At 67.3% G+C, this 26563-nt stretch carries 27 protein-coding genes and 1 pseudogene; 15 read left to right on the forward strand and 13 right to left on the reverse strand.

Annotation, left to right across the window (positions count from 1 at the left end; translation table 11 throughout):
- Window positions 1-3: 3 nt before the first annotated feature.
- Complete coding sequence (locus tag GBA63_RS15260) at window positions 4-1014, reverse strand: SPFH domain-containing protein (protein WP_166177429.1); 1011 nt, start codon at window positions 1012-1014, stop codon at window positions 4-6.
- Window positions 1011-1478 (reverse strand): NfeD family protein, encoded by a 468-nt coding sequence (locus GBA63_RS15265; RefSeq protein ID WP_166177430.1) that lies wholly within the window; start codon window positions 1476-1478, stop codon window positions 1011-1013. The genes GBA63_RS15260 and GBA63_RS15265 overlap by 4 nt, the downstream gene beginning before the upstream one ends.
- 68 nt (window positions 1479-1546) lie before the next feature.
- Between GBA63_RS15265 and GBA63_RS15270 the strand changes: the two genes are divergently transcribed.
- From GBA63_RS15270 to GBA63_RS15295, 6 genes are all read left to right on the forward strand, one after another.
- Entirely contained in the window at window positions 1547-2527 is a 981-nt protein-coding gene (locus GBA63_RS15270) for a phosphotransferase family protein (protein WP_166177431.1), read from the forward strand.
- Window positions 2528-2633: 106 nt separating this feature from the next.
- On the forward strand, window positions 2634-3521 hold the full coding sequence (locus GBA63_RS15275) for a nucleoside hydrolase (RefSeq protein WP_166177432.1): 888 nt from the start codon (window positions 2634-2636) through the stop codon (window positions 3519-3521).
- 85 nt (window positions 3522-3606) lie between these two features.
- The gene (locus GBA63_RS15280) at window positions 3607-4845 is read left to right on the forward strand and encodes an ABC transporter substrate-binding protein (RefSeq protein WP_166177433.1); all 1239 of its coding nucleotides are present in this window, start codon (window positions 3607-3609) and stop codon (window positions 4843-4845) included.
- A 3-nt stretch (window positions 4846-4848) separates the two neighbouring features.
- Complete coding sequence (locus GBA63_RS15285) at window positions 4849-5703, forward strand: ABC transporter permease (RefSeq protein WP_166177434.1); 855 nt, start codon at window positions 4849-4851, stop codon at window positions 5701-5703.
- The gene (locus GBA63_RS15290) at window positions 5696-6529 is read left to right on the forward strand and encodes an ABC transporter permease (protein ID WP_166177435.1); all 834 of its coding nucleotides are present in this window, start codon (window positions 5696-5698) and stop codon (window positions 6527-6529) included. The genes GBA63_RS15285 and GBA63_RS15290 overlap by 8 nt, the downstream gene beginning before the upstream one ends.
- Window positions 6526-7593: an ABC transporter ATP-binding protein gene (locus GBA63_RS15295; protein WP_166177436.1), complete on the forward strand. Its 1068-nt coding sequence runs from the start codon at window positions 6526-6528 to the stop codon at window positions 7591-7593. Before GBA63_RS15290 ends, GBA63_RS15295 begins: the two co-directional genes overlap by 4 nt.
- A gap of 122 nt (window positions 7594-7715) precedes the next feature.
- Here GBA63_RS15295 and GBA63_RS15300 read toward each other — a convergent pair whose 3' ends face one another.
- Both GBA63_RS15300 and GBA63_RS15305 read right to left on the reverse strand, forming a co-directional pair.
- Window positions 7716-8108 carry an NUDIX domain-containing protein gene (locus GBA63_RS15300; RefSeq protein WP_207956823.1) on the reverse strand — a complete coding sequence of 131 codons (393 nt, stop codon included), beginning with the start codon at window positions 8106-8108 and terminating at the stop codon, window positions 7716-7718.
- Window positions 8109-8146: 38 nt separating this feature from the next.
- Window positions 8147-9139 (reverse strand): zinc metalloprotease, encoded by a 993-nt coding sequence (locus GBA63_RS15305; RefSeq protein ID WP_166177437.1) that lies wholly within the window; start codon window positions 9137-9139, stop codon window positions 8147-8149.
- A 210-nt stretch (window positions 9140-9349) separates the two neighbouring features.
- Between GBA63_RS15305 and GBA63_RS15310 the strand changes: the two genes are divergently transcribed.
- The 4 genes from GBA63_RS15310 to sppA all read left to right on the forward strand — a co-directional run bounded on the left by GBA63_RS15310 (window position 9350) and on the right by sppA (window position 12716).
- The gene (locus tag GBA63_RS15310; protein WP_166177438.1) at window positions 9350-9967 is read left to right on the forward strand and encodes a metallophosphoesterase family protein; all 618 of its coding nucleotides are present in this window, start codon (window positions 9350-9352) and stop codon (window positions 9965-9967) included.
- Window positions 9968-10035: 68 nt separating this feature from the next.
- Window positions 10036-10920 (forward strand): hypothetical protein, encoded by an 885-nt coding sequence (locus tag GBA63_RS15315; protein WP_166177440.1) that lies wholly within the window; start codon window positions 10036-10038, stop codon window positions 10918-10920.
- A 41-nt stretch (window positions 10921-10961) separates the two neighbouring features.
- Window positions 10962-11624 carry a YIP1 family protein gene (locus GBA63_RS15320; RefSeq protein ID WP_166177442.1) on the forward strand — a complete coding sequence of 221 codons (663 nt, stop codon included), beginning with the start codon at window positions 10962-10964 and terminating at the stop codon, window positions 11622-11624.
- Window positions 11625-11651: 27 nt separating this feature from the next.
- A complete protein-coding gene (gene sppA / locus GBA63_RS15325; RefSeq protein WP_166177444.1) occupies window positions 11652-12716 on the forward strand; it encodes a signal peptide peptidase SppA in 1065 nt (354 codons plus the stop codon).
- Between the two features lie 80 nt (window positions 12717-12796).
- On the opposite strand, the gene GBA63_RS15330 is transcribed toward sppA, so the two are convergent.
- Complete coding sequence (locus GBA63_RS15330) at window positions 12797-13936, reverse strand: golvesin C-terminal-like domain-containing protein (RefSeq protein ID WP_166177446.1); 1140 nt, start codon at window positions 13934-13936, stop codon at window positions 12797-12799.
- A 271-nt stretch (window positions 13937-14207) separates the two neighbouring features.
- On the opposite strand from GBA63_RS15330, the gene GBA63_RS15335 reads away from it, so the two are divergent.
- Window positions 14208-15104, forward strand: a complete 897-nt coding sequence (locus GBA63_RS15335; protein ID WP_207956824.1) for a bifunctional helix-turn-helix transcriptional regulator/GNAT family N-acetyltransferase — start codon at window positions 14208-14210, stop codon at window positions 15102-15104.
- Between the two features lie 220 nt (window positions 15105-15324).
- Here the strand turns inward: GBA63_RS15335 and GBA63_RS15340 are convergent, their stop codons facing one another.
- Window positions 15325-16833 (reverse strand): CoA-acylating methylmalonate-semialdehyde dehydrogenase, encoded by a 1509-nt coding sequence (locus tag GBA63_RS15340; RefSeq protein ID WP_207956825.1) that lies wholly within the window; start codon window positions 16831-16833, stop codon window positions 15325-15327.
- Window positions 16834-16868: 35 nt separating this feature from the next.
- The gene (locus GBA63_RS15345) at window positions 16869-17411 is read right to left on the reverse strand and encodes a hypothetical protein (protein WP_166177448.1); all 543 of its coding nucleotides are present in this window, start codon (window positions 17409-17411) and stop codon (window positions 16869-16871) included.
- A 146-nt stretch (window positions 17412-17557) separates the two neighbouring features.
- Here GBA63_RS15345 and GBA63_RS15350 point away from each other — a divergent pair, with 146 nt between their 5' ends.
- The 4 genes from GBA63_RS15350 to egtD all read left to right on the forward strand — a co-directional run bounded on the left by GBA63_RS15350 (window position 17558) and on the right by egtD (window position 21993).
- On the forward strand, window positions 17558-18517 hold the full coding sequence (locus GBA63_RS15350; RefSeq protein ID WP_166177450.1) for a zinc-dependent alcohol dehydrogenase family protein: 960 nt from the start codon (window positions 17558-17560) through the stop codon (window positions 18515-18517).
- 186 nt (window positions 18518-18703) lie between these two features.
- Window positions 18704-20011 carry an ergothioneine biosynthesis protein EgtB gene (egtB, locus tag GBA63_RS15355; protein WP_166177452.1) on the forward strand — a complete coding sequence of 436 codons (1308 nt, stop codon included), beginning with the start codon at window positions 18704-18706 and terminating at the stop codon, window positions 20009-20011.
- A 163-nt stretch (window positions 20012-20174) separates the two neighbouring features.
- Window positions 20175-20969, forward strand: coding sequence for an ergothioneine biosynthesis protein EgtC (gene egtC / locus GBA63_RS15360; protein ID WP_166177454.1), 795 nt, complete (start codon window positions 20175-20177; stop codon window positions 20967-20969).
- Window positions 20970-20994: 25 nt separating this feature from the next.
- Window positions 20995-21993, forward strand: a complete 999-nt coding sequence (gene egtD / locus GBA63_RS15365; protein WP_228282592.1) for an L-histidine N(alpha)-methyltransferase — start codon at window positions 20995-20997, stop codon at window positions 21991-21993.
- Window positions 21994-22175: 182 nt separating this feature from the next.
- On the opposite strand, the gene GBA63_RS15370 is transcribed toward egtD, so the two are convergent.
- From GBA63_RS15370 to GBA63_RS15395, 6 genes and pseudogenes are all read right to left on the reverse strand, one after another.
- A complete protein-coding gene (locus tag GBA63_RS15370; protein ID WP_166177456.1) occupies window positions 22176-22682 on the reverse strand; it encodes a hypothetical protein in 507 nt (168 codons plus the stop codon).
- Complete coding sequence (locus GBA63_RS15375; protein ID WP_166177458.1) at window positions 22679-22885, reverse strand: hypothetical protein; 207 nt, start codon at window positions 22883-22885, stop codon at window positions 22679-22681. The genes GBA63_RS15370 and GBA63_RS15375 overlap by 4 nt, the downstream gene beginning before the upstream one ends.
- Window positions 22886-23045: 160 nt before the next feature.
- Window positions 23046-24097 (reverse strand): annotated as a pseudogene (locus tag GBA63_RS15380) (spore photoproduct lyase family protein).
- A gap of 323 nt (window positions 24098-24420) precedes the next feature.
- A complete protein-coding gene (locus GBA63_RS15385) occupies window positions 24421-24762 on the reverse strand; it encodes a cupin domain-containing protein (protein ID WP_166177460.1) in 342 nt (113 codons plus the stop codon).
- Window positions 24763-24817: 55 nt separating this feature from the next.
- Window positions 24818-25255 (reverse strand): Fur family transcriptional regulator, encoded by a 438-nt coding sequence (locus tag GBA63_RS15390; RefSeq protein ID WP_166177462.1) that lies wholly within the window; start codon window positions 25253-25255, stop codon window positions 24818-24820.
- Between the two features lie 162 nt (window positions 25256-25417).
- Window positions 25418-26296, reverse strand: a complete 879-nt coding sequence (locus GBA63_RS15395; RefSeq protein WP_166177464.1) for a manganese catalase family protein — start codon at window positions 26294-26296, stop codon at window positions 25418-25420.
- Between the last annotated feature and the right edge of the window lie 267 nt (window positions 26297-26563).

The raw sequence follows: 26563 nt of genomic DNA on the forward strand, positions 1-26563 counted from the left end.
ACGTCAGGCCCGTGCATCGGGGCCGCCGCGCTCCAGGCTCCGGCGGGAGGCACCGCCGTTCGGCGCGGTGAGCCGGGGCTTCTCTTCCTCCTTCTTGTCGTCCTCGGAGGCCATGCCGGCGGCGCCGGCGAGGGCGCCGACGGTTCCGGCGAGGTCCTGTATCTCGGATGGGACCACGAAGAGCTTGCTGGCGGGGCCTTTGGCCATCTCGGGGAGGGCCTTGAGGTAGAGGTAGCGGAGAGATTCGGGGGAGAGGGAGCTGCTCTCCAGGCGCTCAAAGAGGGCTCCCGTCATCTCGATCTGGGCGGCCTGGACGTTGCGGTAGGCCGCGGCCTCCCCCTCGGCGCGCAGCACCGCGGCCCGCTGGTCGCCCTCGGCGCGCAGGATCGCGGACTCCTTCTCGCCCTCGGACTTCAGGATCGCCGCCCGCTTGTCGCCCTCCGCGGTCAGGATGGCCGCGCGGCGGGTGCGTTCGGCCTGCATCTGCTTCTCCATCGCCTGCTGGATGTCTCTTGGGGGCGTGATCTCCTTCAGCTCGACCCTCGTCACCCGGATGCCCCACTTCTCCGTGACCTCGTCGAGGATCGTGCGGAGCTTGCCGTTGATCTCGTCCCGCGACGTGAGGGTTTTGTCCAGGATGAGGTTGCCTATGACGTTGCGGAGCGTCGTCTGCGTGATCTGCTCCAGCGCCAGGTGGAAGTTTGCGACCTCGTACTCGGAGGCCCGGGCGTCGACGACCTGGTAGTAGACGACCGTCGAGATCTGCATCCCCACGTTGTCGTTGGTTATGACCGCCTGGGGCTGGAACGCGATCACCTGCTCCCGAAGGTCGGTCTTGGGCAGCATCCTGTCGACCACGGGCACCACGAAGGTCAGCCCGCTCTCGGCGGTGCGGTGGTACCTGCCCAGCCGCTGCACTATCGCAACGCGGCTCTGGGGGATGATCCTGATGCTCCTCGCCGCCACCAGAAAGACGACGAACGCAAGTATTCCCAGCACTATTAGTCCCGTCACGGCCCTTCTCCTTCGGTCTCGACCGGCTCGACCAGCGCGGTTAGCCCGTCGGTGCCGAGCACCCGAACCTTCGCGCCCTTCCCTATCCCGCCCCCCGAATACATGGCCCGCGCCGTCCAGAACTCGCCGCTCCCGACCCGCACGGTCCCCTTTCCTCCCGCCTCTATCGGCTCCGTGACGACCGCGCTCGCGCCCGTGATGCCCCGGTGCCCGGCGTACTGCTCCCCACCCCTCAAGGAGAGCCGGTTCAACAGCGCGGGCCGCAGCACCACCATACTAAGGACGGAGGCGACGACGAACCCCACGGCCTGGGCAACGGGCCCGAGCCCGGCGAAGGCCATGACGAGCGCCGCGACCGCCCCGATCGAGAAGAAAAGCAAGAAGAAAGATACGGAGAGAAGCTCCCCGACAAAGGCAAGCCCGGCCAGCACGGCCCAAAAGATAACGTCCAGATCCAGACTCATATCTCCTTCCTGACGCAATTCTACACCACCCCGTCCGCCGACCGCGCCTTCATCCCTACAATATGGCCATGCCAGACGGTGACTTTAGCCGGGACGTACGACGCTACCTTCGAAGCCTGCCGAGCTTCTCGTACCACGGCGTCGAGTTCCTGGCCCGGGGCGAGTACAGCCTCAACTACCTGGTGCGGGGCCCGAACCTGGTGGCCCGGCTCGTAACGGGCACCCAAATGGGACTTCCGCTGGAGGAGCAGGCCCCCTACGAGCACCACGCCCTGACCCTCCTATCCCCCTCGGGCGTTACCCCGAAGCCCTACCACGTCGACCCGAACCCGAAGAACCTCCCCTACCCCCTGATCCTGGAAGAGTTCCTCCCCGGCCGCCCCCTGGACTACGCCACCGACATCCCCGCCGCCGCCCGCTGCGTCGCGGCCGTCCACGCCCTCGGCGTCCCGCAAGGACACCGCCTCCAGATCCACCCCGACCCCGCGCCCGCCATCCTGGAAGAGTGCCGCCGCCTCGCGGAACCCTACTTGGACTGGAGCGGCGCCCCAGAAGGGAGCAAGGTCGCCCTGTTGGGAGGCTTCAGACGCATACAAGGTCTTCTGGAAAGAAAGGGCCTCTTCACGGGAGACGACCTCGCCGTCGTCAACTACGATTTGAATACCCACAACTTCGTCGTCGAGGACGGTGGGGCGAAGCTGCTGGACTGGGAGAAGGCGCGCGTTGCGCCCCGCACCCAGGACCTCGCCCACTTCCTCCTCCCCACGACGAGCCTCTGGCGCGACGACACAGCGACGCTTCTCACCAAAGAGCAGGAACGGGAGTTCGTGGAGGCTTACCTGGAACAAAATCCCGTCGCGGACGTCGGGCGTTTCCACGAGCAGCTCGTGACGATGAAGACCATCGTCTCTCTGCGGGCGGTCTCGTGGTGCGCGTGGGCGTTGCAGGAGACGGCGCGGGCCGGGAGGCCCATCGCCAACGAGGAGACCCTCGACCGGAGCCGGGCCTACCTGGAGCCGGCGTTCATGGAGGACCTCTTCGGCCCTTGACGCGGGCCGTCACGCCGGGGTTCGGGCGGCCCGCAAGTAAGACGGAACAATCCCTGGCCGGCGCCGTGCTACGATCCCCGCGATCCGTCCTTGAAGAGAGGAAGCGATGCCACCAACCCGCGTAGTCCTCGACTGCGACACGGCAAACGAGGTGGACGACCAGTTCGCAATAGCGCACGCCCTCGGCCTGCCGGAAGGCGTCTTCGACGTGCGCGGCGTAGTCTCCGTACACAACACCACCGCCCACGGCCCGGGCTCGCGGGACATGTACCAGGACGAGGCCGAGCGGGTGGTCGGCCTGTGCGGGCGCGGCGTGCCGTGCATCACGGGGGCGGACCGGCCCATGACCAGCCGCGGCGAGCCCGTGCCGAGCGCGGGCCTGGAGTTCCTGATCGAGGAGGCAAGGCGAGGCCCCCTCACCGTGATCGCAACAGGACCCGCCACAGACGTCGCCTCGTTGCTGGTCTCCGGGCCGGATCTCCGGGAGAACGTCCGCGTCGTGTGGCTCGGGGGGTTCGGGGGCGCCGAGACCTACGGCCGGCACAAGTTCCACGAGCTGAACGGCCGGGCCGACATGGCGGCGTGGCGGGTCCTGTTCGAGGAAGACGTCGACCTGCTGCACGTCCCGGGCTGGCCCGCGCCCGCGAAGATCTTGGTTCAGGCGACGAAGTTCGCGCAAGAGGTGCGCTCCCTCGGGAACCCGGCCGCCTCGTACCTGGCCGAGATCCTGGAGCTGTGGGTGGCCGAGTACGGCGGCCCCGTGGACCCCAAGGGCGAGAAGATCCTCTGGGACGTGGCCTGCGTCGCGGCCGTGGCGGACCCGAAATCCGTGACGGTCGAACGCCGCGTCCTGCCCACGCTGGACGCCGCCGCGGCCCACGACTACGCGCTGCCGGGCCGCGAAGTGGATACGGTGGTAGATCTGGACGAGGGGCGTGTGATCTCGGGCCTGATGCGGGCGCTCGGGCGGCTGTCGGACGGTCCGCGGGCCTGATCCAGCCGCTTTCAAGAGGCGTATACCCGGACGCGTAGGGCCATCGTAGTGACACGTCTGCAAACGAGGTAAGCCAAGGTTGGACATGCCCGGCTCGAAGAGGATAAAACCCCTGGTCATCGCCCTGCTCTGCCTCGCGGCGCTCGCCGGCTGCGGCGGGACCGGGGGCGCGAACTCCCCCTCCGGCGAGGACCGCCCTTTTTCGGAACTGGAGAGGGCGGCCCGCGGCACCGAGGTCAACCTCGCCATATACGGCGGGGACGAGGCCATAAACGCCTACGTCGACGATTACGTCATCCCGCAGTTGAAAGAGAGACACGGAATAGAATTTACGCGCACGCCCCTTGGAGACACTGCCGACGCGGTCAACAAGCTGCTCAACGAGAAGCAGGCGGGAAAAGACGAGGGGACCATAGACCTCGTCTGGATCAACGGCGAGAACTTCGCCACGGGCGCCGACGCCGACCTCTGGTTCGGCCCGTGGGCCGAGGAACTCCCGAACGCCAGGTACGTAGACTGGAAAAGTCCCTCCATTAACCGGGACTTCGGCCACCCCGTGGAGGGTAGGGAGGCGCCCTGGGGCAAGGCCCAGTTCGTCATGATCTACGACTCGGCGAAGGTCGACGACCCACCGAAGACGATGGAAGAACTCAAATCCTGGACCGAAGAGAACCCCGGCCGCTTCTCCTACCCCGCCCCGCCCGACTTCACGGGCAACGCCTTCGTCGAGCAGGCCTTCTACGACGTGACGGGACGGGTCGAAGCCTACCAGAAACCTTTCGACGAGGAGGTCTTCGAGAGGGAGTCCCCAAAGCTTTACGACTTCCTGAAGGACATGGAGCCGAACCTCTGGCGCGAGGGCGAGACCTACCCCGCGACCTCGGCGAAGCTGGACGAACTCTACGGGAACGGCGAGACCTGGCTCACGATGAGCTACAACCCGCTCCTCGCCCAGCGCCAGGTGGACAAGGGCCTCTTCCCGAAGAGCACCCGCTCCTACCTGCTCGAAGGTGGCACCCTCAACAACACCCACTACCTCGCCATCCCTTTCAACGGCCCGAACAAGGCGGGGGCGCAGGTGGTAACGAACTTCCTGCAGGGCCCCGGGGCCCAGAGCGAGAAGCAGGACCCGAGAGGATGGGGCGACCTGACCGCCCTCAGCCTCGACCGGCTGCCGGAAGGGGCGCGCGAGGGGTTCGCGGAACCCGAGGGGGCGGCGACGCTGCCGACCCGGGTGCTGCAGGAGAACCGGGTACCCGAGGCAGGAACCGAGTGGCTCCTGCGGCTCGAAGAGGGGTGGCAGGAACGGGTTTTGGAGGACTAGGGGTTGGGCGGCCGGCTAAAGATAGCGTTGCTTTTGGCCCCGGCGCTGGCCGTGATCGGGGTCCTCTTCGCCGGCGGGCTCGTCGCCGCCTTCGCGCAGTCCTTGGGCTACCTGCCGGCCATCGGCATGACGGAGCTTTCGCTGGTCGCGTACCGGGAGATCCTCTCCGACGAGGGCTTCTTCGACTCGCTGGTCCTCACCCTGTACGTCTCCGGGGTCTCGACGGGCGTCTCGACGGTGCTGGCCGTGTTGGCCGCGCTCGCGCTCAGGGCGTCGGGCGGGCGGGTCTCGGCGGTGGTGTTTCAGTTGCCGATCACGATCCCCCACCTCGTCGCCGCCGTGGGCATCGCCCTCGTCGTCGGTCAGACGGGTCTTGGCGCGAGGCTGGCGGCCCTTCTCGGCCTCGTCGGCGAGCCGGGCGACTTCCCGGCCCTGCTCTACGACAAGTATTCCGTGGGCATCATCCTCACCTACGTGTGGAAGGAGGTGCCGTTTATAGCGCTCGTGGTGCTCGCCTCGCTCAGGGGTGTTGCCTCTGAGCTGGAGGACGTTGCCCGGACCCTGGGGGCGGGGGCGTGGCAGCGGTTCTGGTACGTGGTCTTTCCGGTGATCTCGCCCTCCGTGGTGGCGGCGAGCCTGCTCGTCTTCGCCTTCACCTTCGGGGCCTTCGAGGTGCCTTACCTGCTCGGTAAGTCGTACCCGACGATACTGCCCGTCATGGCCTACAACGAGTACAGGGAGATAGACCTGGCGGCGCGGCCTACGGCCATGGCGATCAACGTGCTCATAGCCCTCGTAACGGGGACGGTCGCGGCCCTGTACCTGCGGCTCGCCAGGGATCTCGGACGCCGTGGGTAAGAAGGGAAACAACCCGTGGCCCGCGGTCGCCTCGACGGTCGCCACGGCGGTCGTCGCGGCGCTCGTAGCGTTGCCTTTCTTGCCGCTTGTACTGTGGGCCTTCGCGGGGGAGTGGCGGTTTCCGGATCTGCTGCCGACGGAGTGGTCGTTGCGCGGGATGGAGCACCTCTTCGAGCCCGGCGGCGGGGTGCTCGGGGCGGCGTTCAGCGGCCTCCTCATAGGAGCGGCGACGGCTGTGGCTTCGGTCGCCGTCGGCCTGCCCGCCGGGATGGCGATTGGCGGCTACGAGTGGCGTTTCAAGGGGGGTGTGATCTTTTTCATCCTGCTCCCCATCCTCGTCCCCCCCCTCGCCTCGACGATGGGCGTGCACGTCACGTTTATCCGGCTCGGGCTCGCCGACACACTGGCCGGCGTCTTTCTCGTCCATCTTGTCCCGACGGTGCCTTACACGGCCCTGCTCCTGGCAGGCGTCTTCGCCGAGCGGACCGGGGAGTTGGAAGAGGCGGCGAGGACTCTGGGCGCGAGCCCGTGGCAGGCTTTTTTGCGGGTTACGCTGCCAGCGGTCTTGCCCGGGGTGGCCGTGGCCGGGCTCTTCGCGTTCCTGATCTCCTGGGGGCAGTACGTGTTGACGGTACTGATCGGGGGCGGCACCGTCGTCACGCTTCCGATGCTCCTCTTCTCCGCGGCCTCGGGCAACGACCCCGTAGTAACCTCGGCCCTCGCCCTGGCCTTCGCCCTCCCCGCGGTCCTGGCCCTCGTCCTGGCCCTGCGCGTCCTGAAACCGGGGCGGGGCACGAGCCTCGTCGGCCCGGGCAAGGTCTCGTGAGCGCCCGCCTGGAACTGGATAACGTCTCCCACCGCTACGGCGGGGACGCGCCCGCGCTCGAGACCCTGAGCCTCGCGGTCGAGCCGGGGGAGCTGGTCGCCCTCCTCGGCCCCTCCGGCTGCGGCAAGACAACGGCCCTCAAGGTCGTCGCCGGCCTGCTGCGACCGGAGTCGGGCGATGTGCGGGTGGACGGGCAGTCGGTGGTCGGCACCCCGCCCGAGAGGCGCGAGGCGGCGATGGTCTTCCAGAAGCCCCTCCTCTTCCCGCACATGAGCGTCGCCCGGAACGTCGGGTTCGGCCTGAGGATGCGCGGCGCGCGCAGGGACGACGCCGAACGGAAGGCCCATGAGGCCCTCAGGCGCGTGCGGATGGAGAGCTTCGCGGACCGTTCGCCGGAGGAGCTCTCGGGCGGGCAGCAGCAGAGGGTCGCGCTCGCGCGCGCCCTCGTCACCGGACCGCGGCTCCTGCTCCTCGACGAGCCCTTCAGCGCGCTCGACGCCAACCTCAGGGAGGAGATGCGGGACCTGATCCTCGGGCTCCAGCGCGAGGGCGGCCACACCACCGTCTTCGTCACGCACGACCAGGAGGAGGCCGTCGTCCTCGCCGACCGCATAGCCCTCATCTTCGGGGGCAAACTCCAGATGTACGACGAGCCGCAGGCCTTCTACGGCCGTCCCGCCACCCGCGAGGTGGCCCGCTTCTTCGGCGCGACGAACTTCATCCGAGGCCACGCCGAGAACGGCTCCATCCGGACCTCGCTGGGCGACCTCGAGCTCGAAAAGCCCGCCCCACCCGGCGCCGCCACGCTGACGATCCGCCCCGAGGCCGTCCGCCTGGAAGAAGGACAAAACTCCTTCCAGGCCAGGATCGTCTCCGCCTCGTACCTCGGCACCCAGGTCCACTACGAGCTGCGGGCCGCGGGCACTACCCTGCGGGCCGCGCTGCCCCCCCACGTCCGCCTCGCGGTGGGCGAGGAGGTAACGGCGCGGTTGCCTGCAGAGTCGTTGTGGGTGTTGGAAGAGCCGTCGGCTGTAAGCTATCAGCCTTCAGCCGAGGGCCCTTGACGACGCATCTCGCTCCCACCTACGTCAGCCTGAGGACATCCGCGCAGTTTCCGTCTTCACGTCCTGGCCCCGGGCCCACCCGCGCGCCCCAAAGCTGAAAGCTGACGGCTGATAGCTTATAGCTAGAACATCGCGTCCGCGACGATCCGACGATGGTCGAAGGCCAGCTCGACGGAATCGGGGTCGAGGACCGAGACCTCGGCCGCGTCCGAGGCCGCGACGAGGTCCCCGCCAACGACGCGGGCCAAAAAGGCCACGCTCACGTTGTGGCCGCGGGGGTCGCGTTCGGGGTCGGAGTAGACGCCGACCAGGCGCGAGATCTCCACCGCAAGCCCCGTCTCCTCCGCGGTCTCCCTGACGGCGGCCGCCTCGACCGTCTCGCCGACCTCGACGAAGCCGCCGGGCAGGGCCCACTCTCCCTCGAACGGGTCGCCGCCGCGACGTACGAGCACGACTCCCTCCTCCGAGGGGATTATTACGTCCACCATCAGCTTCGGCGTCTCGGGTCCCGCCAACGGTCTCACCTCCAGGGCCTGTTGCGACCCGCGATAGTTTAGGGGTATTTCCCGTCCAGGCCGAGCACGTCCCCACGTCCGAGGGAGCGCTCGGAGCTCTGGCACGGGCCGTTTATGACCGGGCCCATGGTGAGGTTCGGGTGGTAATCCTCCACAACGTGGCCGAGGCCGAAGGTGTGTCCCCGTTCGTGGGTCATCACGCCCTCTATGTCGTAGCGTCCCCTGCACGAGCGCGAGTTCGGGTTCGTGGTCCAGTGGTGGCCGACCTTGCTCAGCTTCACGTCGGAGCTGGTGACGACGTCGTAACCGGCTTTGGCGCGGGTATGGACGCAGGCGGCGGCGAGGTTGCCGGGGTTGGATAGAGCGCCGAAGGAGACGACGCTCAGGCCGTCGTCCGTCTCGCACGCGCCCCCGCCCACGCCGGCGTGCCGGGCCGTGTAGCCCTTGTAGGCGACGCCGGCCGGGACCCTGTCGCCGAGTCGGCAGCCGTTCAGGGTGTCGGCGACGTTGCCGCTGGCCTGCCTGATGGCGCTAATGGCGGCCCTGCGCGGGACGTCCCTGGGCGTCGTCCGCCAGTTGATGCGGTAGACGTGCGTGCCCTCCACGCGCCAGCCGTTCTCGTCGAAGCCGGCGTCCCCGCACTCACCCACGCCCTTCGTCGTGAACGCGGGGGGCCCGGCGCCCGTCCCGGCCGACTCGCTGCCGACGTGGTCCAGCTCGATCGCGCCGTCCTCCAGGCGGCGCACCCCGAACTCCTGGGCCCCGCGTTCCGTCAGGAGCTCGACGTGAACGCCCTCGCCGGGGGGAGGCACGGCGGCACCCGCCATCCCGTCTTCTATCACCCTGCCCGCGACCGGGCACCTGTTCTGGTCGATCGTTCGGGGAAGGGCGCGGGCGTCGATCGCCTGTTTGCCGGGCTCGCAGGCTTCAAGCACGCGCGGGTCCGTCTGCGCCGCGGGCGTCCTTGCGAAAGTCGCCACAACCAGGACCGCGAATGCCAGTGCCATACCGGATGCGAACAACCGTTTCATAGGTCGGTACTCCCCCTCGTTCCACTGCCCGACGCGCCGGCCCGGAACCCTCCTGGGCGGCGCGGGACGCATGATACAGGCTACATGTTCTCCACGAAAGGGCAATCACACACAACATGGTGTGGTTTCATTGCGCGTGGACGGTCCCGGCGCGGAACGAAAGGGGCCGGAGACGGTATGCTTTGCGAGGGGGGTGACTCAGGACCGGCCATGAAGATCTTGTGCATAAGCGACCAGGTCGAGCAGGTGCTGCACGGGCCGAGCCTCAACTCCTACGCGCGGGGGGTCGAGGCCGTGATCTCCTGCGGCGACCTCCCCTTCGACTACCTGGAGTACATCATCACCTTTCTCGGCGCCCCGGTCTACTACGTCCTCGGCAACCACGACCCCGCCCCCGACGGCCCCGAGTATCCGGGCGGCTGCGTACCGCTTGACGGCAGGGTGGTCGAGGTGGGGAGGGGCGAGGAGAAGGTGACCTTCGCCGGGCTCTCCGGCTCTCCGCTGTACTCGGGCGGCCCGAACCAGTACACGGAGGGTCAGATGGGCCGCCGGGCGTGGGGGCTGTCGGCCAGGATCCGTTGCAGGCAACTCCTCGGCCGCCCGGCCCCGACGGTCTTCGTTACCCATTCCCCGCCGTTGGGTCTCGGGGACAGGGAGGACCCGGCCCACGTGGGCTTCGAGCCCTTCCTGGGTTTAATCGACCGCCACAAACCCCCGCTGTGGCTGCACGGCCACGTCCACCTCTACGGCCCCGACCAGCAGAGGGTCACCAGCCGGGGAGAGACGAAGGTGTTGAACGTTTTCGGCCACCGTATTTTGGAGGTATAGGGTATTTGGTCAGCCTGAGCCTTGTTGGCGGGACCGGCCGGTTGTAGGCTGGAGCGGTGGTCGGCCACATGGATCTTAACGAACAGTCTGACAGGGACTTCTCCAGGGCGCGCAGGAAGGCTTTCCTGAGGCGTGTCGGCGCCTACCTGCGCAGGGACCCCGGGTCGAACCAGCTCCTCTCCTTCGACGAGGTTAGGGGGGCGCTCGGGGCGATACAGCAGGTCCACATAGGCCTTCGCGAGGTGCCGGTCTCGAAGATCGTCGGCAGCGTCGGGCGCCACAGGGACTTCGACCGGGCCTTCCTGCCGTCAAAGCCGGACCTCGGCACGCGCTGGAAGCGGATAGACCAGCTCATGCACCAGGACCAGGGCCTGCCCCCGGTCAGCCTCTTCAAGATAGGGGACGCCTACTTCGTCAACGACGGCAACCACAGGGTCTCGGTCGCCAGGCAGCAGGGCATCGAGACGCTCGACGCCGACGTCATCGAGCTGCGCAGCAGGGTTCCGGTCGATTCCGCGCTCACTGCCGGAGACATCCTGCACATGCTCGAGCACCGCCACCTTCTGGAGCGGCTGCCGATCGACCGGGTGTTGCCGGAGATAAAGATCCGGTTCTCCGACGCGGCGGACTACCGCAGGCTGGGAAACTACATAGAGGCGCACGGGTTCAGGATCTCGCAGCTCTGGCGGCGCTACGTCACGGCCGAGGAAGTCTTGCGCGACTGGTACGAGTACAGCTACAGGCCGATCATGGAGATGATCCGGGAGGACCGCGTCCTGGAGGCCTTCCCCGGCCGCACCGAGCTCGACCTGTACCTCTGGATAGTCAAGCACCGCGAGCACCTCGCACTGGAGGCAAGGGACGAGAAGATCTCACCCGAGGCCGCCAAGGACGACATCCTGAAGCAGGGCCGCCGCCGGCGCCGTCCCCCGCTCCCCGGCGGCCCGTCCTGAGCGCGGGCGGTTCGGGGGGCAACCCCTTAGGCGTCGTCGCGGTGATCTGGAACCCTATCCGCGCACTGCGGGGGGTCGCAGAGAGGCGCTCGGCCCTCCCCGGCTTTGTCGTGGTGGCCGTCTACGCGGCTTTGGGCCTCGTCGTAAGCACGGTTTTCGTCCTGAGCGGCGCGACGCGCCGGCAACTGGAGCGGGGCTTCGAGCAGCCGCCGGGGCAGCCCGCCCTGCCGCCCGAGGTCATCGAGCCGGCGGCAAGGGCGGCCGAGATCGGCATCCCCGTAATCGCCCTCGTCTCGCCTTTTGTGGGCTGGATCTTCGTCTCCTCTCTGATGCAGCTCGCGACGCGCCTCTTCGGGGGCACCGGACCGTTCTCCTCGATGCTCGGCGTGGTCGGGGTGGCGCAGGCGCCTTTCTTTGTCAGCTCGATCTCGAACGCCCTCCTTGGCGGGTTGCGGGCGTGGATGGGCGTGGGGACGCCGGCGGGGGTCGCGATCGGCTACCTCGTCTCCCTGATCGGGCTGGCCTGCTTTATGTGGTACGTGGTCCTGGTCGTGATCGGGGCCTCCCAGGCAAGCGGCGTCGGCTACGGGGAATCCGCCGGCTCGTGCGCCTTATCGTGCGCCGGGCTCGCGGCTCTTATAATTCTTTTGGTAGTGGTCGTGGGCATCGGCATCTTCGCCGTCGCGGGCGCCGCCGCGCAGTAGGGCAAAACGAGATGGAAAGGGTCTGACTTGGACTCGGAGAGCAGCGCGCGCAGGGAAGAACCGCGGGGTCGGGCCGGTGGGAACGGCGGCGGTCGCAGGCGGCGCAAGTGGCCCTGGATCGTCGGCGGGCTCGTGGTGTTGGGCCTGTTCGGCCTCGCCGCTATAGCCGTGGCCCTGATCGTCGCCCTCGGCGCCTCGGGAGGGGTCGCCGGCGGGACGGCCCCGGCGGTCTACGACGAAGAGTACGTCTCGGGCGAGGGGTCGAGCAAGATCGCCGCGATCCCCGTCGAGGGCGTCATCGCCGCCGCCGACAGCAGCCTCGGCGGCGTGCAGCCGACCGTGACGCCCGAGGGCCTCTCCGACGCCCTGCGGCAGGCGGCCGACGACCCGAACGTGAAGGCCGTGGTGCTCGAAGTAAACTCGCCCGGCGGCGGGGTCACGGCCAGCGACGAGATGCACCAGAGCATCCTCGACTTTAAGGAGAGAACGGGGAAGCCCGTCGTCATCGCGATGGGCGACACGGCCGCCTCCGGCGGCTACTACATCTCGACCGCCGCCGACGAGATCGTGGCTAACGAGACGACGCTCACGGGCTCCTTAGGCGTCATCTTCCAGCTCAATAACTTTACGGAGCTGGCCGACAAGTACGGCTACGAGCAGGTGGTCATTAAGAGCGGCGAGTTCAAGGACATCGGCAACTCCTTCAGGGAGATGACGCCGGAGGAGCGCGAGATCTTCCAGTCCCTCGTGGACGAGTCCTACGCCGAGTTCGTGGACGTGATCTCGACCGGCCGCGACATCCCGGAGGACCGCGTGCGCGAGATCGCCGACGGCCGCATCTACTCGGGCGAGCGGGCAAGGGAACTCGGCCTCGTCGACTCCTTCGGCGGCCTGGACGAAGCCGCCACAAACGCCGCCGAACTGGCGAACGCGGGCGAGACGACCGTGGTCCGCTACATCCAGACCCCCACCCTCACGGACACCCTGCTCTCCGGCTTCGCCCCCCAACCCACCGAGGCCGAACGCCTGCTGAACGAGGCGGGCATCACCCTGGAGCCGAAGCCCTACTACCTCTACCTCCCCGGCGCCTGAAAAGCTATCAGCCGTCAGCTATCAGCGATCAGCCAAAGACGAAGGGCTGATCGCTGATAGAGCGGTTCCGGTCTGGCGCTTTAGCGGGACACGAGACGCTTGGCGCCCCAGAAGTTCTTGAGGTAGCGCTCCTTGCTCTCGACGACCTTCCCGAAGTAGCTCGAAGCGTGGATGATGTTCCCGTTGCCCGAGTAGATCGCGACGTGGTCCGTGTAATGGTCCCTGAGGTCACGGTCCTTGTTGAGGTCGTGGAAGACGAGGTCGCCGGGCCGCATCAGCGACTTGTTGCGGAACTCGAATCCCCTGTCCGTGTACCACTGGTAGACGGGCGAATCCGGCAACGCTATCCCGTGGGCCAGGAGCACGTTGCGCGTCAGGCAAGAGCAGTCTTCGCGAGACATCGCCCGACGGCAGGGGGCGTGGTCGTAGTCGTAGGGCCTGCCGATGTGGCGGCGGGCCGTGCTTACGATGGCGCTACCCTTCGCGGCCTTGCCCGAAGCGGTTGGCCCGGTGGTCTTCGACTGGTCCACCGGGGAGCCGACGCTGACCATCTGGGCGTTCTTTCCCACGAGGACGTTCTTGGAGATCATCACGGCGTCCGCGACGGCGTCTCCTTTTTTGCCGGGGGACACGAGCACCGAGTAACGGTCGCCGGCGGCCATCCGAAAAGCGCCGACCCGCACCCACGCGGAGCCGTCCACCGCCTGGTCTGTCTCCTCCCAGCGCACGCCTGCCGGGGTCGAGACGCCGATCCGAACGGTCTTTGCCGCGTTGGCGGGCCAGCGCGCGTAGAGCGTGTAGTAGCCGGCGGTCGGGACCTTCACCTTGAACCTGGCATCGGAGTTCTGGCGCCCGGTGGCCCCGTGGAGGCTCCCGCCGTGCGCCCCGGTTGCCTTTTCACGCTTCCAGCCGGGGGCCGAGAAACGACCGCGGGTGGTGTCGTCCACCACCTGACTGTAGGGGTCCTTGGCGACGGTGTTGGCGACGCGGTCTTCGAGGCCCGCGGCATCGGGCTCGTCCACGTCCGCGGGCGGAGGAGGCGGCTGGACCGAAGCCTCCGCGGCCGGCTCAGCAGGCGGAGCATCCTCGGAAACGTCCGCATCTGGCTGATCCGGCGCGGCGTACTGGTCCACCGACTGGGCCTCGGCCGAGAGCGTGGCGAGAGAGACTAACGACATGGCCGCGAATACAGCGCAGGCAACGAAAATAAGGCGACGCATGTTCCCCCTCCCAAGTTCTCACGGGCGTCAGCGCGCATTGTAACCCCCCCACGACACAAAAGCGACGTTTTGGGAAACTTTCTTTGAGAACCGTTACGTAGGCGTTTAGTTTCGTTCAAGAGGCAGGACGGGACAAACCTCGTCACAGTATCTGGAGCGCATGGGCGGATCACAACCGCCGGTACGGAACGCCGCTAAGCATCGGTACCCCAAAAGCCACTTTCGGCCCGCCACCGCTTGACGCCCCACCGGCCACTGCTAATATCTGACTGTGGTCAGAGACATCGCCAGCGACGACGTGGCGCTTATCCGCCGCTTCAACCGGACCGTGACCGAACGGATCGGCGCGCTCGAGGAGTCGTTTTTGGGGCGTGATCGCCCGCTCGGGGCCTCGCGTTTGCTGTGGGAGATCGGGGACAACGGCGCGGACCTGCACGAACTGCGCGACCGGCTCGGGCTCGACTCGGGTTACGCCAGCCGCCTCGTGAGACGGCTGGAGAACGAGGGCCTCGTCGTCGTCGAGGTAGATCCTGCCGACGGGCGGCGGAGACGGCTCCGCCGGACCGCCGCGGGGCTCACGGAGGTCCAAGAGCTCGACCGTCTCTCCGACCTGGCCGCCGCCGCGTTCTTCGACGGGGTGCCGACCGGCCACCGTGGGCGGCTGCTGGCGGCCATCGCCGAGGTCGAACGGTCGCTGCGGGCGACGCTGGTGGGCATCGGCGTCGAAGACCCCCGCCACCCCGACGTCGTGCGCTGCTTCACCCGCTACGCGAACGAGCTCGATGCCAGGTTTTCCGGGGGCTTCGATGCCGGTAAGAGCATCTCGGCCGACCCGGAGGAGCTGACCCCACCTGCCGGCTACTGCGTGGTGGCCCGGCTGCGGGGTCGGGCTATCGGATGCGGCGCGTTAAAGCTTCACGGCGCGGAGCCCGCCGAACTCAAGAGGATGTGGGTCGATCCGGATTCGCGCGGGCTCGGCGTCGGTCGACGCCTGCTAGAAAGCCTGGAGGCGCTGGCTCGCGAGAACGGAGCGAGGGTATTGCACCTGGAGACCAACAGTGCCCTCGGAGAGGCGATCGAGTTGTACCGCAGAGCCGGGTTCGTGGAGGTTGCCCCGTTTAACGACGAGCCCCACGCCCACCACTGGTTCGAGAAGGCGCTGTCCTAAAGCGGTCAGCGATCAGGCCGCTCCGGCTTCGCCTCCGCTCTCAGCTATCAGCTCTACTGCTCCTGGCTGAGAGCTGACGGCTAAGCCACGGCTGGTTCCCGAACCGGCGTGCCAAGCCTCGTTAGTCGGCTTATGCGTCCCGGACTTTATGGCGCGGTTCGGGCGGGACGCCTCTGGAGGGCGCCCCGTCCAAGAAGGAAGGTTCCCGCCGGTCTTACCGTCAGGCGCCGCTCTCCGTCGGACGTTTCACGGCCTCGGCGGTCCCGGGCTCCGAGAGGAAGCGGGCGATCTCCACCTTGTTCTCGGTGAAGAACCTCACCCCGTCCTTGCCCGTGGCGTGCAGATCCCCGTAGAACGAGTCCTTTATCCCGTTGAACGGGAAGAACGCCATCGGCGCCGCGACCCCTACGTTCACCCCCAGCATCCCCGCCTCGACGTTCTCGCGCCAGTAGCGCACCGCCGCCCCGTTCTCCGTGTAGATCGAGCAGGCGTTGCCGAACGGCGAGCCGTTCGTGAAATCCACCGCCTCCTTTAGGCTCCCCACCCTCACCACCGAGAGGACGGGGCCGAAGATCTCCTCCCGGGCCACCCGCATCTCGCCGGTGACCTCGTCCAGGATGGTCGGGCCGAAGAAGAAGCCCTCCTCCCTGGGCGGCTCGCGGCCGTCGAGGACGACCGATGCCCCCTCCTCCTCGGCGGAGTCCACGTAGGAGCGGACCTTGTCTCTGTGGGAGTCGCGGATCACGGGGGTAAGCTCGGAGCCCTCCTCGTAGCCGGGCCCCACCTTCATCGCCGCGGCGGCCTCCCGGATCCTGCCGACCACCTCGTCCGCCACATCGCCGACGGCCACCAGCACGCTCCCGGCCAGGCACCGCTCGCCTGCATTGCCGTAGGCGCTGGAGACTATGTTCGGCACGGCCTTCTCGAGAACGGCGTCTGGCATCACGATCATGGAGTTCTTGGCGCCGGCCAGCGCCTGAACCCGCTTTCCGTGGGCGGCGCCGTGGCGGTAGACGTGCTCGGCGACGGGCTGGCTTCCCACGAAGGAGACGGCCTCGATACCCGGGTGCTCCAGGATGCCGTTCACCGCGTCGCGGGCGCCGTTGACGATATTGAAGACGCCCTCGGGCAGGCCGGCTTCGGCGAGCAGCTCGCCGAGCCTGATGGCCGACAGCGGCGTCCTTTCGGAGGGCTTGAGGATGTAGGCGTTGCCAGCCGCTATCGCCACGGGGAGCGTCCACAGCGGGACCATGCAAGGGAAGTTGAAGGGCGTGATCGCGGCGACCACCCCGAGCGGGAACCGGTGGGAGACGTTGTCTATGCCCCTCGCCACGTCCCTGACGGACTCTCCCATAAGCAGGCTAGGCATCCCGCAGGCGAACTCGACGACCTCTATGCCCCGGCGGACCTCGCCTCCGGCGTCCTTGGCGTCCTTGCCGTTCTCAAGGGTCACGAGGTCCCGCAACTCCTCGAAGTGCTCCTCCAGCAGCATCTTGTAGCGGAAGAAGACGCGGGCCCTTTCGATGACGGGCGTGGAAGACCAGCCGGGGAAGGCCGCCTTGGCCGCCTCGACGGCCCGGTCCACGTCCTCTTTCGTAGATAGGGGGGTCTCTCCGATGACCTTGCCCGTGGCCGGGTCGTAGACGGGTTCGGTCTCGCGGCCGTTACCGTTTTCCCAGGAACCCCCGATCAGGTTCCGCACCTCGTAGCTTTTCTCGGATATTTGCACCGCGCCTCCTTTACCTGGACTGGACGCCTCGCCGGCTACTCGCCGCCCTTGCGGAACGTCTCAAGGTTCTTCTGGTAGAGGGCGAACGGGGCGCTCATGAGGCTCGCGTAGCTCTCGGTCGCCTCCGTAAGCATCTTCTGGAAGGCCTCCATCTGCTGCTGGGAGCCCTCGACCATCCCGCGGGCGATGGCCTGGTTGCTCTCCACCTGGCTGCGGAGCTCCCCCGTCACCTTCTCGAAGAAGCCCTGCGTGAGCTCCGTGTTCTTTTCCTGGAGCGTGGTCACCTTCTCCACCACCTCTTTGTACGACTCCATGCTCTCGGCCAGCGCTTTGTTGGTGCGCGCCTGGGCCTCCAGGGACTCGTCCACCACCTTGACGTAGGACTCCATCGCGCGGGTGAGCGCCTGGTTCGTCTCGGCCTGGCTCTGCAAGAGCCCCGTGAGGCTCTCGACCCAGTCCTGGGCGAGCCCGACGTTCCTCTGCTGGGCCTCCACCGCGCTCTGCACCACCGTCCGGTACGACTCCCCGAAAGCACCCGCCAGTTCCCCGGCCGCCCCTTGCTTGTCTTTCTCGGACACGCCTTCCTCCTTCTCGCCGTTCTATGCTCGCATTCTAAAGCAAATGGAGTACCGGCTTCTCGGCTCTCCGCGCCCGGCGGTCGTTTGTAGTGGGGTCTGGGCGGGCAATTACGGGTGCGGTGCATTCGTCTATGGAAGGATATTTCATGCGAGCGATGGTTACGCCACGTTTTGGTGGTCCCGAGCTTTTCGAGGAGAGGGAAGTGGAGAGGCCGCAGGCCGGGCCCGGGGAGGTTCTGGTCAGGGTGGCCGTGGCGGGGACCAACCCGGTGGACGCAAAGCTCAGGGCGGACGGGTCTTTCGCGGGGATCGAGCCCCCTGTGGTGCTCGGCTCGGACGTCTCCGGGGTCGTCGAGGAGGTCGGTCCGGGCGTCCGGGACCTGGCGTCCGGGGACGAGGTCTATTACACGCCGGAGATCTTCGGCCCCGGCTCCAACGGCGGATACGCCGAGTACCACCTCGCCGGGGCTGACATCGTGGCGAAGAAGCCGGGGGCAATCTCCCACGCGGAGGCTGCGGCGGTCCCGCTCGCCGGGGGCACCGCCTACGAGGCGCTCGTGAGGAGGCTCGCCGTGCGGGTCGGGGAGACCGTCCTCATCCACGGCGGGGCCGGGGGCGTGGGCTCCTTCGCCGTTCAGATCGCCCGCTCGGCCGGCGCCCGCGTCATCGCCACCGCCGGCCCTGACAACCAGGAGGTCCTGAAAGAGCTCGGCGCGCACGTCCCCGTCGACTACACCCGGGGCAACGTGGCCGAGACCGCCCTCGAGGAGACGGGCGGGGCCGGCGTGGACGCCGTCCTCGATTGCGTCGGCGGCGGGACGGTCGTCGAGAGCATCCCGGCGACGAAGCCCTTCGGGCGGCTGGCGACCATCCTCGGGGCGCAGGGCGACCTGACGCCGCTCTACGTGAACAACCAGACCCTCCACGGCGTCCTGCTCATGCGCGAGCGGGCGCGGCTGGACGAGTTGTCGCTGATGCTGGAGCGGGGTCAGATCAAACCGCTCGTGGACGACGTGCTCGACCTGAACCGGGTCGGCGAGGCCCACGAAAGGCTGGACTCCGGCCACGGCCGCGGCAAGGTGGTGCTGCGCGTCTCCGGCGACTAGGCTGGATCGCGGCCTCCAGCTCTCGGGGTTTTTTGGCTGGAGGCCGCGAGAACCCCGTGAACGTGGCAGACGCGCCGTGGCATCCGCGAAGTAATGCGGCCGAAGCGGAATACGTTCGCCGCGGCGGTGCGATGCGAGGGGTGTTGGTCGTTGCAGGGGTACGTGAGGGCGACTAACATCAAGATCATGGATACCAAGCGCGCGGTACAGAAGGAAATGCTCGCCCGTCGACTGGAGGAGGCGAGGGGCCGGACCCGGTTCCTGCTCGGGACCGTCTCGGACGAGGACCTGGCGGTCCAGCACGACCCCATAATGAGCCCCCTGATCTGGGACTACGGACACATCGGCAACTACGAGGAGCTCTGGCTGCTTGAGAAGGCCTTCGGCAGGGGCCTCTCGGACAGAGACCTCTACGACATGTACGACGCCTCGCTGCACCCGCGCGAGGAACGCCCCTCCCTGAACCTCCTCGACCGCGCCGACGCCGGCCTGTACCTCGACGCCGTCCGCGGGGCCGCGCTCGATGCGCTCGAAGAAGCCGACCTCGAAGGCGAAGACCCGCTCCTCAGGGACGGCTTCGTCTACAACATGATCCTTCAACACGAGTACCAGCACAACGAGACCATGCTCCAGACCCTACAGCTCTCGGGCAGCCGCTACCGGCCGGACGAACCGGCGAAGCTCCCCGCCGGCGATCCGGCGGCGGAGGGTGAGATGGTCCGCGTCCCCGGCGGCCCGTTCGTCATGGGCACAGACGACCGGGCGCTGGCCCTGGACAACGAGCGCGGCGCCCACGAGGTAGACGTCCCCGGCTTTCACCTGGACAAGACCCCCGTGACCAACCGCGCCTACCTGGAATTCGTCGAAGACGGCGGTTACGAAAACGAGAACCTCTGGGACCCCAAGGGATGGGCCTGGGTTCAGTCGGAGGGCATCACCGCGCCGAAGCACTGGTACCAGCCGGATCCCCATTCCTGGTGGACGGTGTGCTTCGGCTTTGACGAGCCGCTGCGGATGGACGCCCCGGTCGTTCACGTCTCCTGGTTCGAGGCCGACGCGTACGCCCGGTGGGCGGGCAAGCGCCTCCCGACGGAGGCGGAATGGGAGAAAGCGGCCTCCTGGGACCCCGAGACGGGTACCGGGAGGCCGTTCCCGTGGGGCCACGAACCCTGGTCCCCGAACAAGGCCAACCTCGACCAGCTCGCCCTCCGCCCGGCCCCCGTCGGCTCCCACCCCGCGGGCGCCAGCCCCTGCGGCGCTTTGGGCATGATAGGCGACGTCTGGGAGTGGACCGCGAGCGAGTTCTCCCCGTACCCAAACTTCCAGAGCTTCCCCTACAAGGAATACTCCGAGATCTTCTTCGACGACGGCTACAAGATCCTCCGCGGCGGCTCCTGGGCCACCCGCCCCGGCGCCGTCCGCAACACCTTCAGAAACTGGGACTTCCCGATTCGCCGACAGCTCTTTGTAGGATTTCGCTGTGCGAAATCCTAGCTATCAGCCGTCAGCTTTCAGCGATCAGCCTCAGGCCCTCGGTTCGCCACCCCGCGCGTCGACCGTAGCGCTTCGGGTAGATCGGAAATCCTCTCGTCGTCCCGCGACCATAGCGCGGACCGTAGGGAAGCCGAAGGCTGACCGCTGAAAGCTGAAAGCTAAAATGTGCCGCCTCGTCGCCTACCTGGGCGAAGCCGAGACCACCCTTTCTTCCCTGGTGCTCGAGCCCGAGCACTCCCTGCTGGTGCAGAGCTACGCGCCGCGGGAGATGATGAGCGGGGTGGTGAACGCGGACGGGTTCGGGGTGGGCTGGTACGCGCCGTGGAGCGGGGAGGAGCCGGCCGTGTACCGTTCGGGGGCGCCGCTTTGGGCGGACAGGAGCTTCGCGGGGATGGCGGCGAAGATCCGGTCTTCGGCCGTCTTCGCGGCCGTCCGGAGCGCGACGCCGGGGCTGCCGGCGGAGGAGAGCGGGGTGCCGCCGTTTTCCTCCGGGGCTTTCGCCTTCATGCACAACGGCGCCATCGAGGGTTTCAGGCGCGGGCCCATGCGGCTGTTGCGCGACTCTTTAAGCGACGAGACCTACGCGGGCCTGCTCGGGGTGGCAGACTCGGAGACGGTCTTCGCCGTCGCCCTGGACGTGCTCGGGGAGGGCGCGGGCCTCGCGGAGGCCCTGGAGGAGACCGTCCGGCGCGTCTCGGGCGTTTGCGAGAAGCTCGGGAGGCGCGCGACCCTCAACTTCGCCCTGACGGACGGGCGGGGGATGGCGTTCAGCCGGCACTCGACCGAAGGCCCGGGCAACTCGCTGTACGTGCTGGAAGACGGGGCCGGTTTCCCCGGCGGGGTGGTCTTCGCCTCCGAGCGCCTCGACGGGGACGCCCGCTGGCGCGAGGTCCCGGACCGTCACCTGATCGAGGTGGACGGGGAACGCGGGGTAAGGCTGCGACCGCTGGTGTCCTGAAGACGAAAACGAAAGGGAATGCGTGATGCGAGAAGGTACCGTGGAGGTGATCTCGCTCGATAAGGGCGGGGAGGACGCCGGGCAGATGGCCCGCGACGTGGGCTCCGGCCTGTCGACGACCCCGAAGGACCTCTCTCCGTGGCCCAAGTACTTCTACGACGCCGAGGGCTCGCGGCTCTTCGAGGAGATCACGGCGCAGCCCGAGTACTACCAGACGGGGGCGGAGCTCTCGATCCTCAAGAGCCGCTCGGAGGAGATCCTCGCCCGCACCCGCTGCCGGGAGCTCGTCGAGCTCGGCTCCGGTTCGGCGAGCAAGACCCGCGCCCTGATAGACGCCATGATCGACGCGAACGGCGCGGACGGCCCGCCTCCCCGCTACGTGCCCCTGGACGTGAGCGAGAGCGCGCTCAGGGAGAGCGGCGAAAGGCTAGTCGCGGAGTACCCGGGGCTCGAGATCCAGGGCTTCGTCGGGGACTTCGACCTCTCCCTGGGGCGCCTGCTCGGGCGGCCGTCGGACCGGAACCGCCTCGTCGCCTTTCTCGGCGGCACCGTCGGCAACTTCACGCCACAGAAGCGGCGGAAGTTCCTCGGCGCCTTGCGGGCCGGGCTGCGCGAGGGGGACCGGGCCCTGATCGGGCTGGACCTCGTCAAGGACGCCCGGACGCTCGAGGCCGCCTACAACGACGCCGCCGGCGTGACCGCCCGGTTCAACAGGAACATGATCCGGGTCATCAACAACCGCCTCGGCGCCGGCCTCGACCCCGACCTCTTCTCCCACCGCGCCGTCTACGACGCCGATCTGGAACGCATCGAGATGTGGCTCTACTCGGAGGCCGAGCAGAAGGTCCAGACCCCGGACCTCGAAGCCCGATTCGAGGGCGGGGAGGGCGTCCGTACCGAGATCAGCGCGAAGTTCACCCCGGAATCCGCCGCCCGAACCTTCGAGCAATCCGGCCTGGAGCTACTGGACATCTACACCGACGACAGAGACCTCTTCGCCCTGGCACTCGGCGGTCCGGCGTAGAAAGGCTTTCAGCCATCAGCTGTCAGCTGGTCGTCTTGACCCGAAGCGTCTGTTCGGAGGAGGTTCTTTAGAATCGGATCTCCATGCGAAAGCGTCGCCACGGCCCAACAAACCATCTCTCTGGCGAAAAGCCCTGCTGGCTGAAAGCTGACCGCTGACAGCGCGGCTTGCGGAGCAAGCCGCTACAGCGCCGACTCCATCCAGCGCGGGAACCTGGACCAGAAGACCCGCTGCCCGAGATCCCAAACCCGCACGAACGGGCGGCGCACGAGGGCGTCGAGGCGCAGGGTAACTACCGTCCCCCCTCCCCCCTCCTCGGCCCAGAACTGGAGCCGGGTCGGGCGCGCGAGGCGCGGGCTGAGGGCGTAGGAGCCGTAGAAGTATTTGAGGTCCCTGTAGGCGGGCTCGTCTCCGGGCCCGCGCACCCGCCCGATGACGCCTGCCGCGTTCAGGAACGGGCCGTGGTGGGCGTTGAGCACGCCGGGCTCGAAGCCGCCGTCCACGAACTCGACCCCGAAGGGCCACACCTGACCTTCGACGAACGTCGCCGGGTCGTTCAGCCAGGCCCAGACGGGGCCGATGGAATGATCCACGACGAACGTTTTCCGGTAAGCGTGCTCCACGAAGCCCTCTGGGGCGCCCGTGGGCACCGCGACGTTCTCAGGCCCGATCTCCGGGTCAAACCTCATAAGACCTTCACCTTCGCGGCCATGTCCGTAACCCCACCGTACCCGTTCTTCTCGTAGAGATCTTTGGCCGGGATTCCGAGCCCCGTAAAAAGGAAGACGCTCCCGACGCCCACCTCCCGCAAACGGTCCTCCAGGCGCGTGGGTGGTCTGCCGCCGACGACACACACGGAGCCCTCGAAACCCGGGGAGCGGTAGATCTTCACCAGCCTCTCCCGGGCCGTTCGCGTGCCCCACGGCTCCGAGGCGAACACCGAAGCGTACGGCGCGTCGCATCCGTCCAAGAAATCCTCACGGAAAAACCCGATCTCCTCAGGCGTCATGCCCACAGACTACAGGATGGACCGCTGATGCGGCGCGCCGATACTAGAACGCATACCGCACCCGACAATAAGGCATCTTCTCCGAAAGGAGCGCGCGGAACTCCCGCAACAGGCCCCGCTTGAGGTTCCGCTCGTAGCGCAAGACGCGACTGCCGCTCGCCTGCGAGATCTTGTGCTCCTGGACGTCCGGCCGCCACAGGATCTTCTCGCCCTCCGGGTGCTAGCCCAGGTTGACCTCGTGAAGTTCCCCAGTGTGCGTGAGGAATATGACCTCGGCCGCCAACTGCGTCTTCGCCGCCGGGGAGAGCGCGGCGTCGAGCATCCCGAAAAGCTCGGCGTAATCGTCGAGCCAGCCGTCCTTGAAGATCACGGGCCCGAAGTTCACGTTCACCTCGTAACCCGCCTCCACGAAGTCGTTTATGGCCGAGATGCGCCGCCCGACCGGCGAGGTCCGAACGTCCACGAGCTTCGCGGTCTCCGGCGGCATCAGCGAGAACCTCAGGCGCGTCTTGCGCTGCGGATCGTAGTCCAGCAGCTCCCGATTCACGAACTTGGTCGCGAACGTCGCCTTCGCGTTGGGAAGCTCGCGAAAGAGGCCAACCGCATCCCTGACGTTGTCCGAGACGGCGGCGTCGACCGAGAGGTCGCTGTTGGTCCCGAGCTCGTAGACCCAGAGGCCCTCATCGGCCTGCGTCCCCTCGAACTTGAAGCCCTGCTTCGCCGCGTGCCGCTCGACGGCGCCCAGGATCTCCCCGCTGTTCACGAAGGTCGTTATGGGGTTGGCGTAGCCCTTCCGGCGGCCTACGTAACAATAGCTGCAGGCCATCGCGCAGCCGTTTGCCTGCGACGGGGCTATAAAGTCCGCGCTGCGATAGAAGGAACGGATACCGAGCCCCTTCTTGACGCCCAGCACGAGCACGCTCTTCTTGTTCCGGGTCCAGTCGCCGACGCCGCCGGCGTCCCCGTGGAGCGCGGGTATGTTCCAGTGCGAGGGCACCTCCACCCGTTCGGCATCGGGGAAGCGGGCCAGGATCTCGCCCCCCGCGCGTAGTCGGCGACGTTCGGCTCGTGGTAGATCTTCTCCACCCCCAACAGCCCGTTCGCGACCCTAGACGCCCCGCTCTTCGCCGTATCTCTCACACAAGAGTTCTACGGCAACCCGCAGCACCAGACAGTAACCCGTAACACCCGAAAGCCCCCACCGCATTGGCGACGGGGGCCCGTAGACTCACGAACTGCTTGAAGGCTATAGCGGTTTGCAAAGAGGTTGGGCCTCTTCGCAGGGCTCTCAGCCTTCAGCAAGGGCAAAAAGCTGATGGCTGAGAGCGGAGGCGAAGCCGCAGCGGGCTGACAAGCTGACCGCGCGGATCGCGGGGGCGATGCCCCCGCGATCCGCTTTAAGACCTGATGCTTGAAACCTACTCGTCGCGTCCGTGGACTTCGGCGGGCGGGCTCGTCGCCTCGACGGCGGTGAAGCTCTCCAGGATGTTGTAGGTGTGGGAGGCGCCCTTCGGGACGAGCCAGGAGTCGCCGGGCTCCAGCAGAACCATCTGGCCTTCGAGGTGCAGTTCGGCGCGGCCGGAGATCACGTACCCGACGGTCTCGTAGTCGCGGCTGGCCTCGGGCTTGGGATCCGAGGGCTCCTCGCCGTCCCACAGGCGCATCGAGACGGACTTGCCGTCGGCGAGGTACTTCTGGCCCATTCCGCCTTTGGGCGAGGTCTTCGAGCTTACTTTCTTGACGCTCTTGTCTGCGGTCATGATCCTCCGATAATCTCGAATGGTGTCTGCCGACTTTACCTCTCCGGCGTCCTGGCTAAACGCCGGAACCGGCGGCTGTCGAGCACGGGGGGCAGAGGCCGCGCAGGAGCACGGTCTTGCTTTCCACGACGAACTTCTCCGTGGCGGAGATCCTGATACCGTCGACGCCCTCGACGGGCACGTCGTAGAGCCGGTCGCAGCCCCGGCAGCGGAAATGGTGGTGGTCGGGGTCGGGGTTCGGGTCGTAGAGTACAGCGCCCCGGCTCTCGACGGCCTGGAGCATCCCGGCCTCCACGAAAGCCGCGAGCGTGTTGTAGACGGTGGCCCGCGAGAGCTCCGGCAGCCCGCGCCTCGCCCTGGCGAACACCTCGTCGGCGGCCAGGTGCCCGTCCTCACCGCTCCCGAAGGCCGACCACACGGCGCGGCGCTGCGGGGTGACCCGTAGCCCGGCCTCCCGCATCTTCGCCTCCGCGTGTCCGTCTTCTCGTATCATGGCCCTTCCGGGAAAAGTACTTTAAACGCGCTTAACTTGCACATTGGTACGCATCCGGTCCGGTGCCGGATGTTCGGGTCTGGCCGCGTGCCCCTGTACGCGAAGGCCGGCGCGGGAGTATCTCCCGCGCCGGCCTCCGGCCGATCGGTTGTTCCCGGGGTATTAGAGGCGCTTGGCGATCTCCGCGATGTCCTCCTCGTTGACGCCGGGGGCGTACAGCGGCGGGGCCGGGGTGAGGTCCGGCACCGGACCGCCCTCGGGGATGTCGTCGACGACCTCCCGCGGCTCGCCCGTGTCCACCTGCATCCCGTTCCAGATCTCCCCAAGCTCGTTGTAGTCTTTGGGGCTGAACTTGTAGAGGAAGCGGTGGTAGCCCTTGTCCATGAACTTTTTGGCGTGCGGGAAGTTGTCGCTCCGGATCTCCGGCACGGGCAAGAGCTTGGTGATGTCTGCGCCCGAGAGGTCGGAGAGCGCCTTGGCGTAGGCCTCCTGGTGGACGCCGCCGCGCACGATGAGGTAGCCGATCATCTCGCGGGCCACGGGGTTCTGGGTCGCCTCGTAGACCCGGATCTTACCCATCCTGGCGCCGGACTCGAGGAAGAAGTTGTGCAACAGGTCGAGCTTCAGGTTGCCCGAGTTGAAGACGTTCTCGCCCGTCCAGGCCTTACCCGCAGCCCCGCCCGGTATGGTGCCGAGCCCGAAGTTCAGGAAGTGGTCGGGGTTACCCGTCATGCCGCTGAAGTTGAGGGGCGGCGCGACGCCGTCGGTCGAGGCCTCGGTCTGGTCGAGCAGCAGGTTGATGGTGTTGGCGACGAGCTCGATGTGGCCCATCTCCTCGGCGGCGATGTTGGCGACGAGGTCGTAGTAGGGGCGGATCTTGCTCTTGCCCCTCATGTTGAAAGACTGGTACGTGTAGTTCATGAGCGTGCTCATCTCACCGAACTTGCCGCCCATGAGCTCCTGCACGATACCGGCCGATTCCGGATCCGCCTGCTCCGGCTTCGGCAACTCTATCTGCAACTTGTCGATGCGTAGAAACATCTTCCTCCTGTTCTGCGCTCCTCTTGCTGACGCCCCCCATCTTGCCCAGATTAGAAAGTGTCTAAACAGATACAGAATCTAATAACGTTCAACGGTCAGCGGTCAGTTTTCAGCTTTCGGTTTCTGTACGGTCGGAGCGTCACGACGGCGCAAACCCTCACCCGGCAAAGCCTGCCCGGGAAGAAGCGAGGAGGGAACGAACTAAAGCGGTTTGCACAAGGATGGAGCCCGTTGTGAACAGGCGACGTGTTGCGGAGGTTTTGAGGT

Origin of the sequence: Rubrobacter tropicus (assembly GCF_011492945.1) — a bacterium.
In the GTDB taxonomy this organism is placed as follows: Bacteria; Actinomycetota; Rubrobacteria; order Rubrobacterales; family Rubrobacteraceae; genus Rubrobacter_D; species Rubrobacter_D tropicus.

Excerpts from the sequence above, each read along its gene's own strand:
- GBA63_RS15275 (WP_166177432.1), top strand. The coding sequence starts at position 2,634 with ATGCCACCAACCCGCGTAGTCCTCGACTGCGACACGGCAAACGAGGTG.
- GBA63_RS15390 (WP_166177462.1), bottom strand. The coding sequence starts at position 25,255 with ATGATACGAGAAGACGGACACGCGGAGGCGAAGATGCGGGAGGCCGGG.
- GBA63_RS15310 (WP_166177438.1), top strand. The coding sequence starts at position 9,350 with ATGAAGATCTTGTGCATAAGCGACCAGGTCGAGCAGGTGCTGCACGGG.
- egtD (WP_228282592.1), top strand. The coding sequence starts at position 20,995 with ATGCGAGAAGGTACCGTGGAGGTGATCTCGCTCGATAAGGGCGGGGAG.
- egtB (WP_166177452.1), top strand. The coding sequence starts at position 18,704 with ATGGATACCAAGCGCGCGGTACAGAAGGAAATGCTCGCCCGTCGACTG.
- GBA63_RS15385 (WP_166177460.1), bottom strand. The coding sequence starts at position 24,762 with ATGACCGCAGACAAGAGCGTCAAGAAAGTAAGCTCGAAGACCTCGCCC.
- GBA63_RS15395 (WP_166177464.1), bottom strand. The coding sequence starts at position 26,296 with ATGTTTCTACGCATCGACAAGTTGCAGATAGAGTTGCCGAAGCCGGAG.
- GBA63_RS15330 (WP_166177446.1), bottom strand. The coding sequence starts at position 13,936 with ATGCGTCGCCTTATTTTCGTTGCCTGCGCTGTATTCGCGGCCATGTCG.
- egtC (WP_166177454.1), top strand. The coding sequence starts at position 20,175 with ATGTGCCGCCTCGTCGCCTACCTGGGCGAAGCCGAGACCACCCTTTCT.
- GBA63_RS15265 (WP_166177430.1), bottom strand. The coding sequence starts at position 1,478 with ATGAGTCTGGATCTGGACGTTATCTTTTGGGCCGTGCTGGCCGGGCTT.
- GBA63_RS15370 (WP_166177456.1), bottom strand. The coding sequence starts at position 22,682 with ATGAGGTTTGACCCGGAGATCGGGCCTGAGAACGTCGCGGTGCCCACG.
- GBA63_RS15350 (WP_166177450.1), top strand. The coding sequence starts at position 17,558 with ATGCGAGCGATGGTTACGCCACGTTTTGGTGGTCCCGAGCTTTTCGAG.
- GBA63_RS15315 (WP_166177440.1), top strand. The coding sequence starts at position 10,036 with ATGGATCTTAACGAACAGTCTGACAGGGACTTCTCCAGGGCGCGCAGG.
- GBA63_RS15305 (WP_166177437.1), bottom strand. The coding sequence starts at position 9,139 with ATGAAACGGTTGTTCGCATCCGGTATGGCACTGGCATTCGCGGTCCTG.
- GBA63_RS15280 (WP_166177433.1), top strand. The coding sequence starts at position 3,607 with ATGCCCGGCTCGAAGAGGATAAAACCCCTGGTCATCGCCCTGCTCTGC.
- GBA63_RS15270 (WP_166177431.1), top strand. The coding sequence starts at position 1,547 with ATGCCAGACGGTGACTTTAGCCGGGACGTACGACGCTACCTTCGAAGC.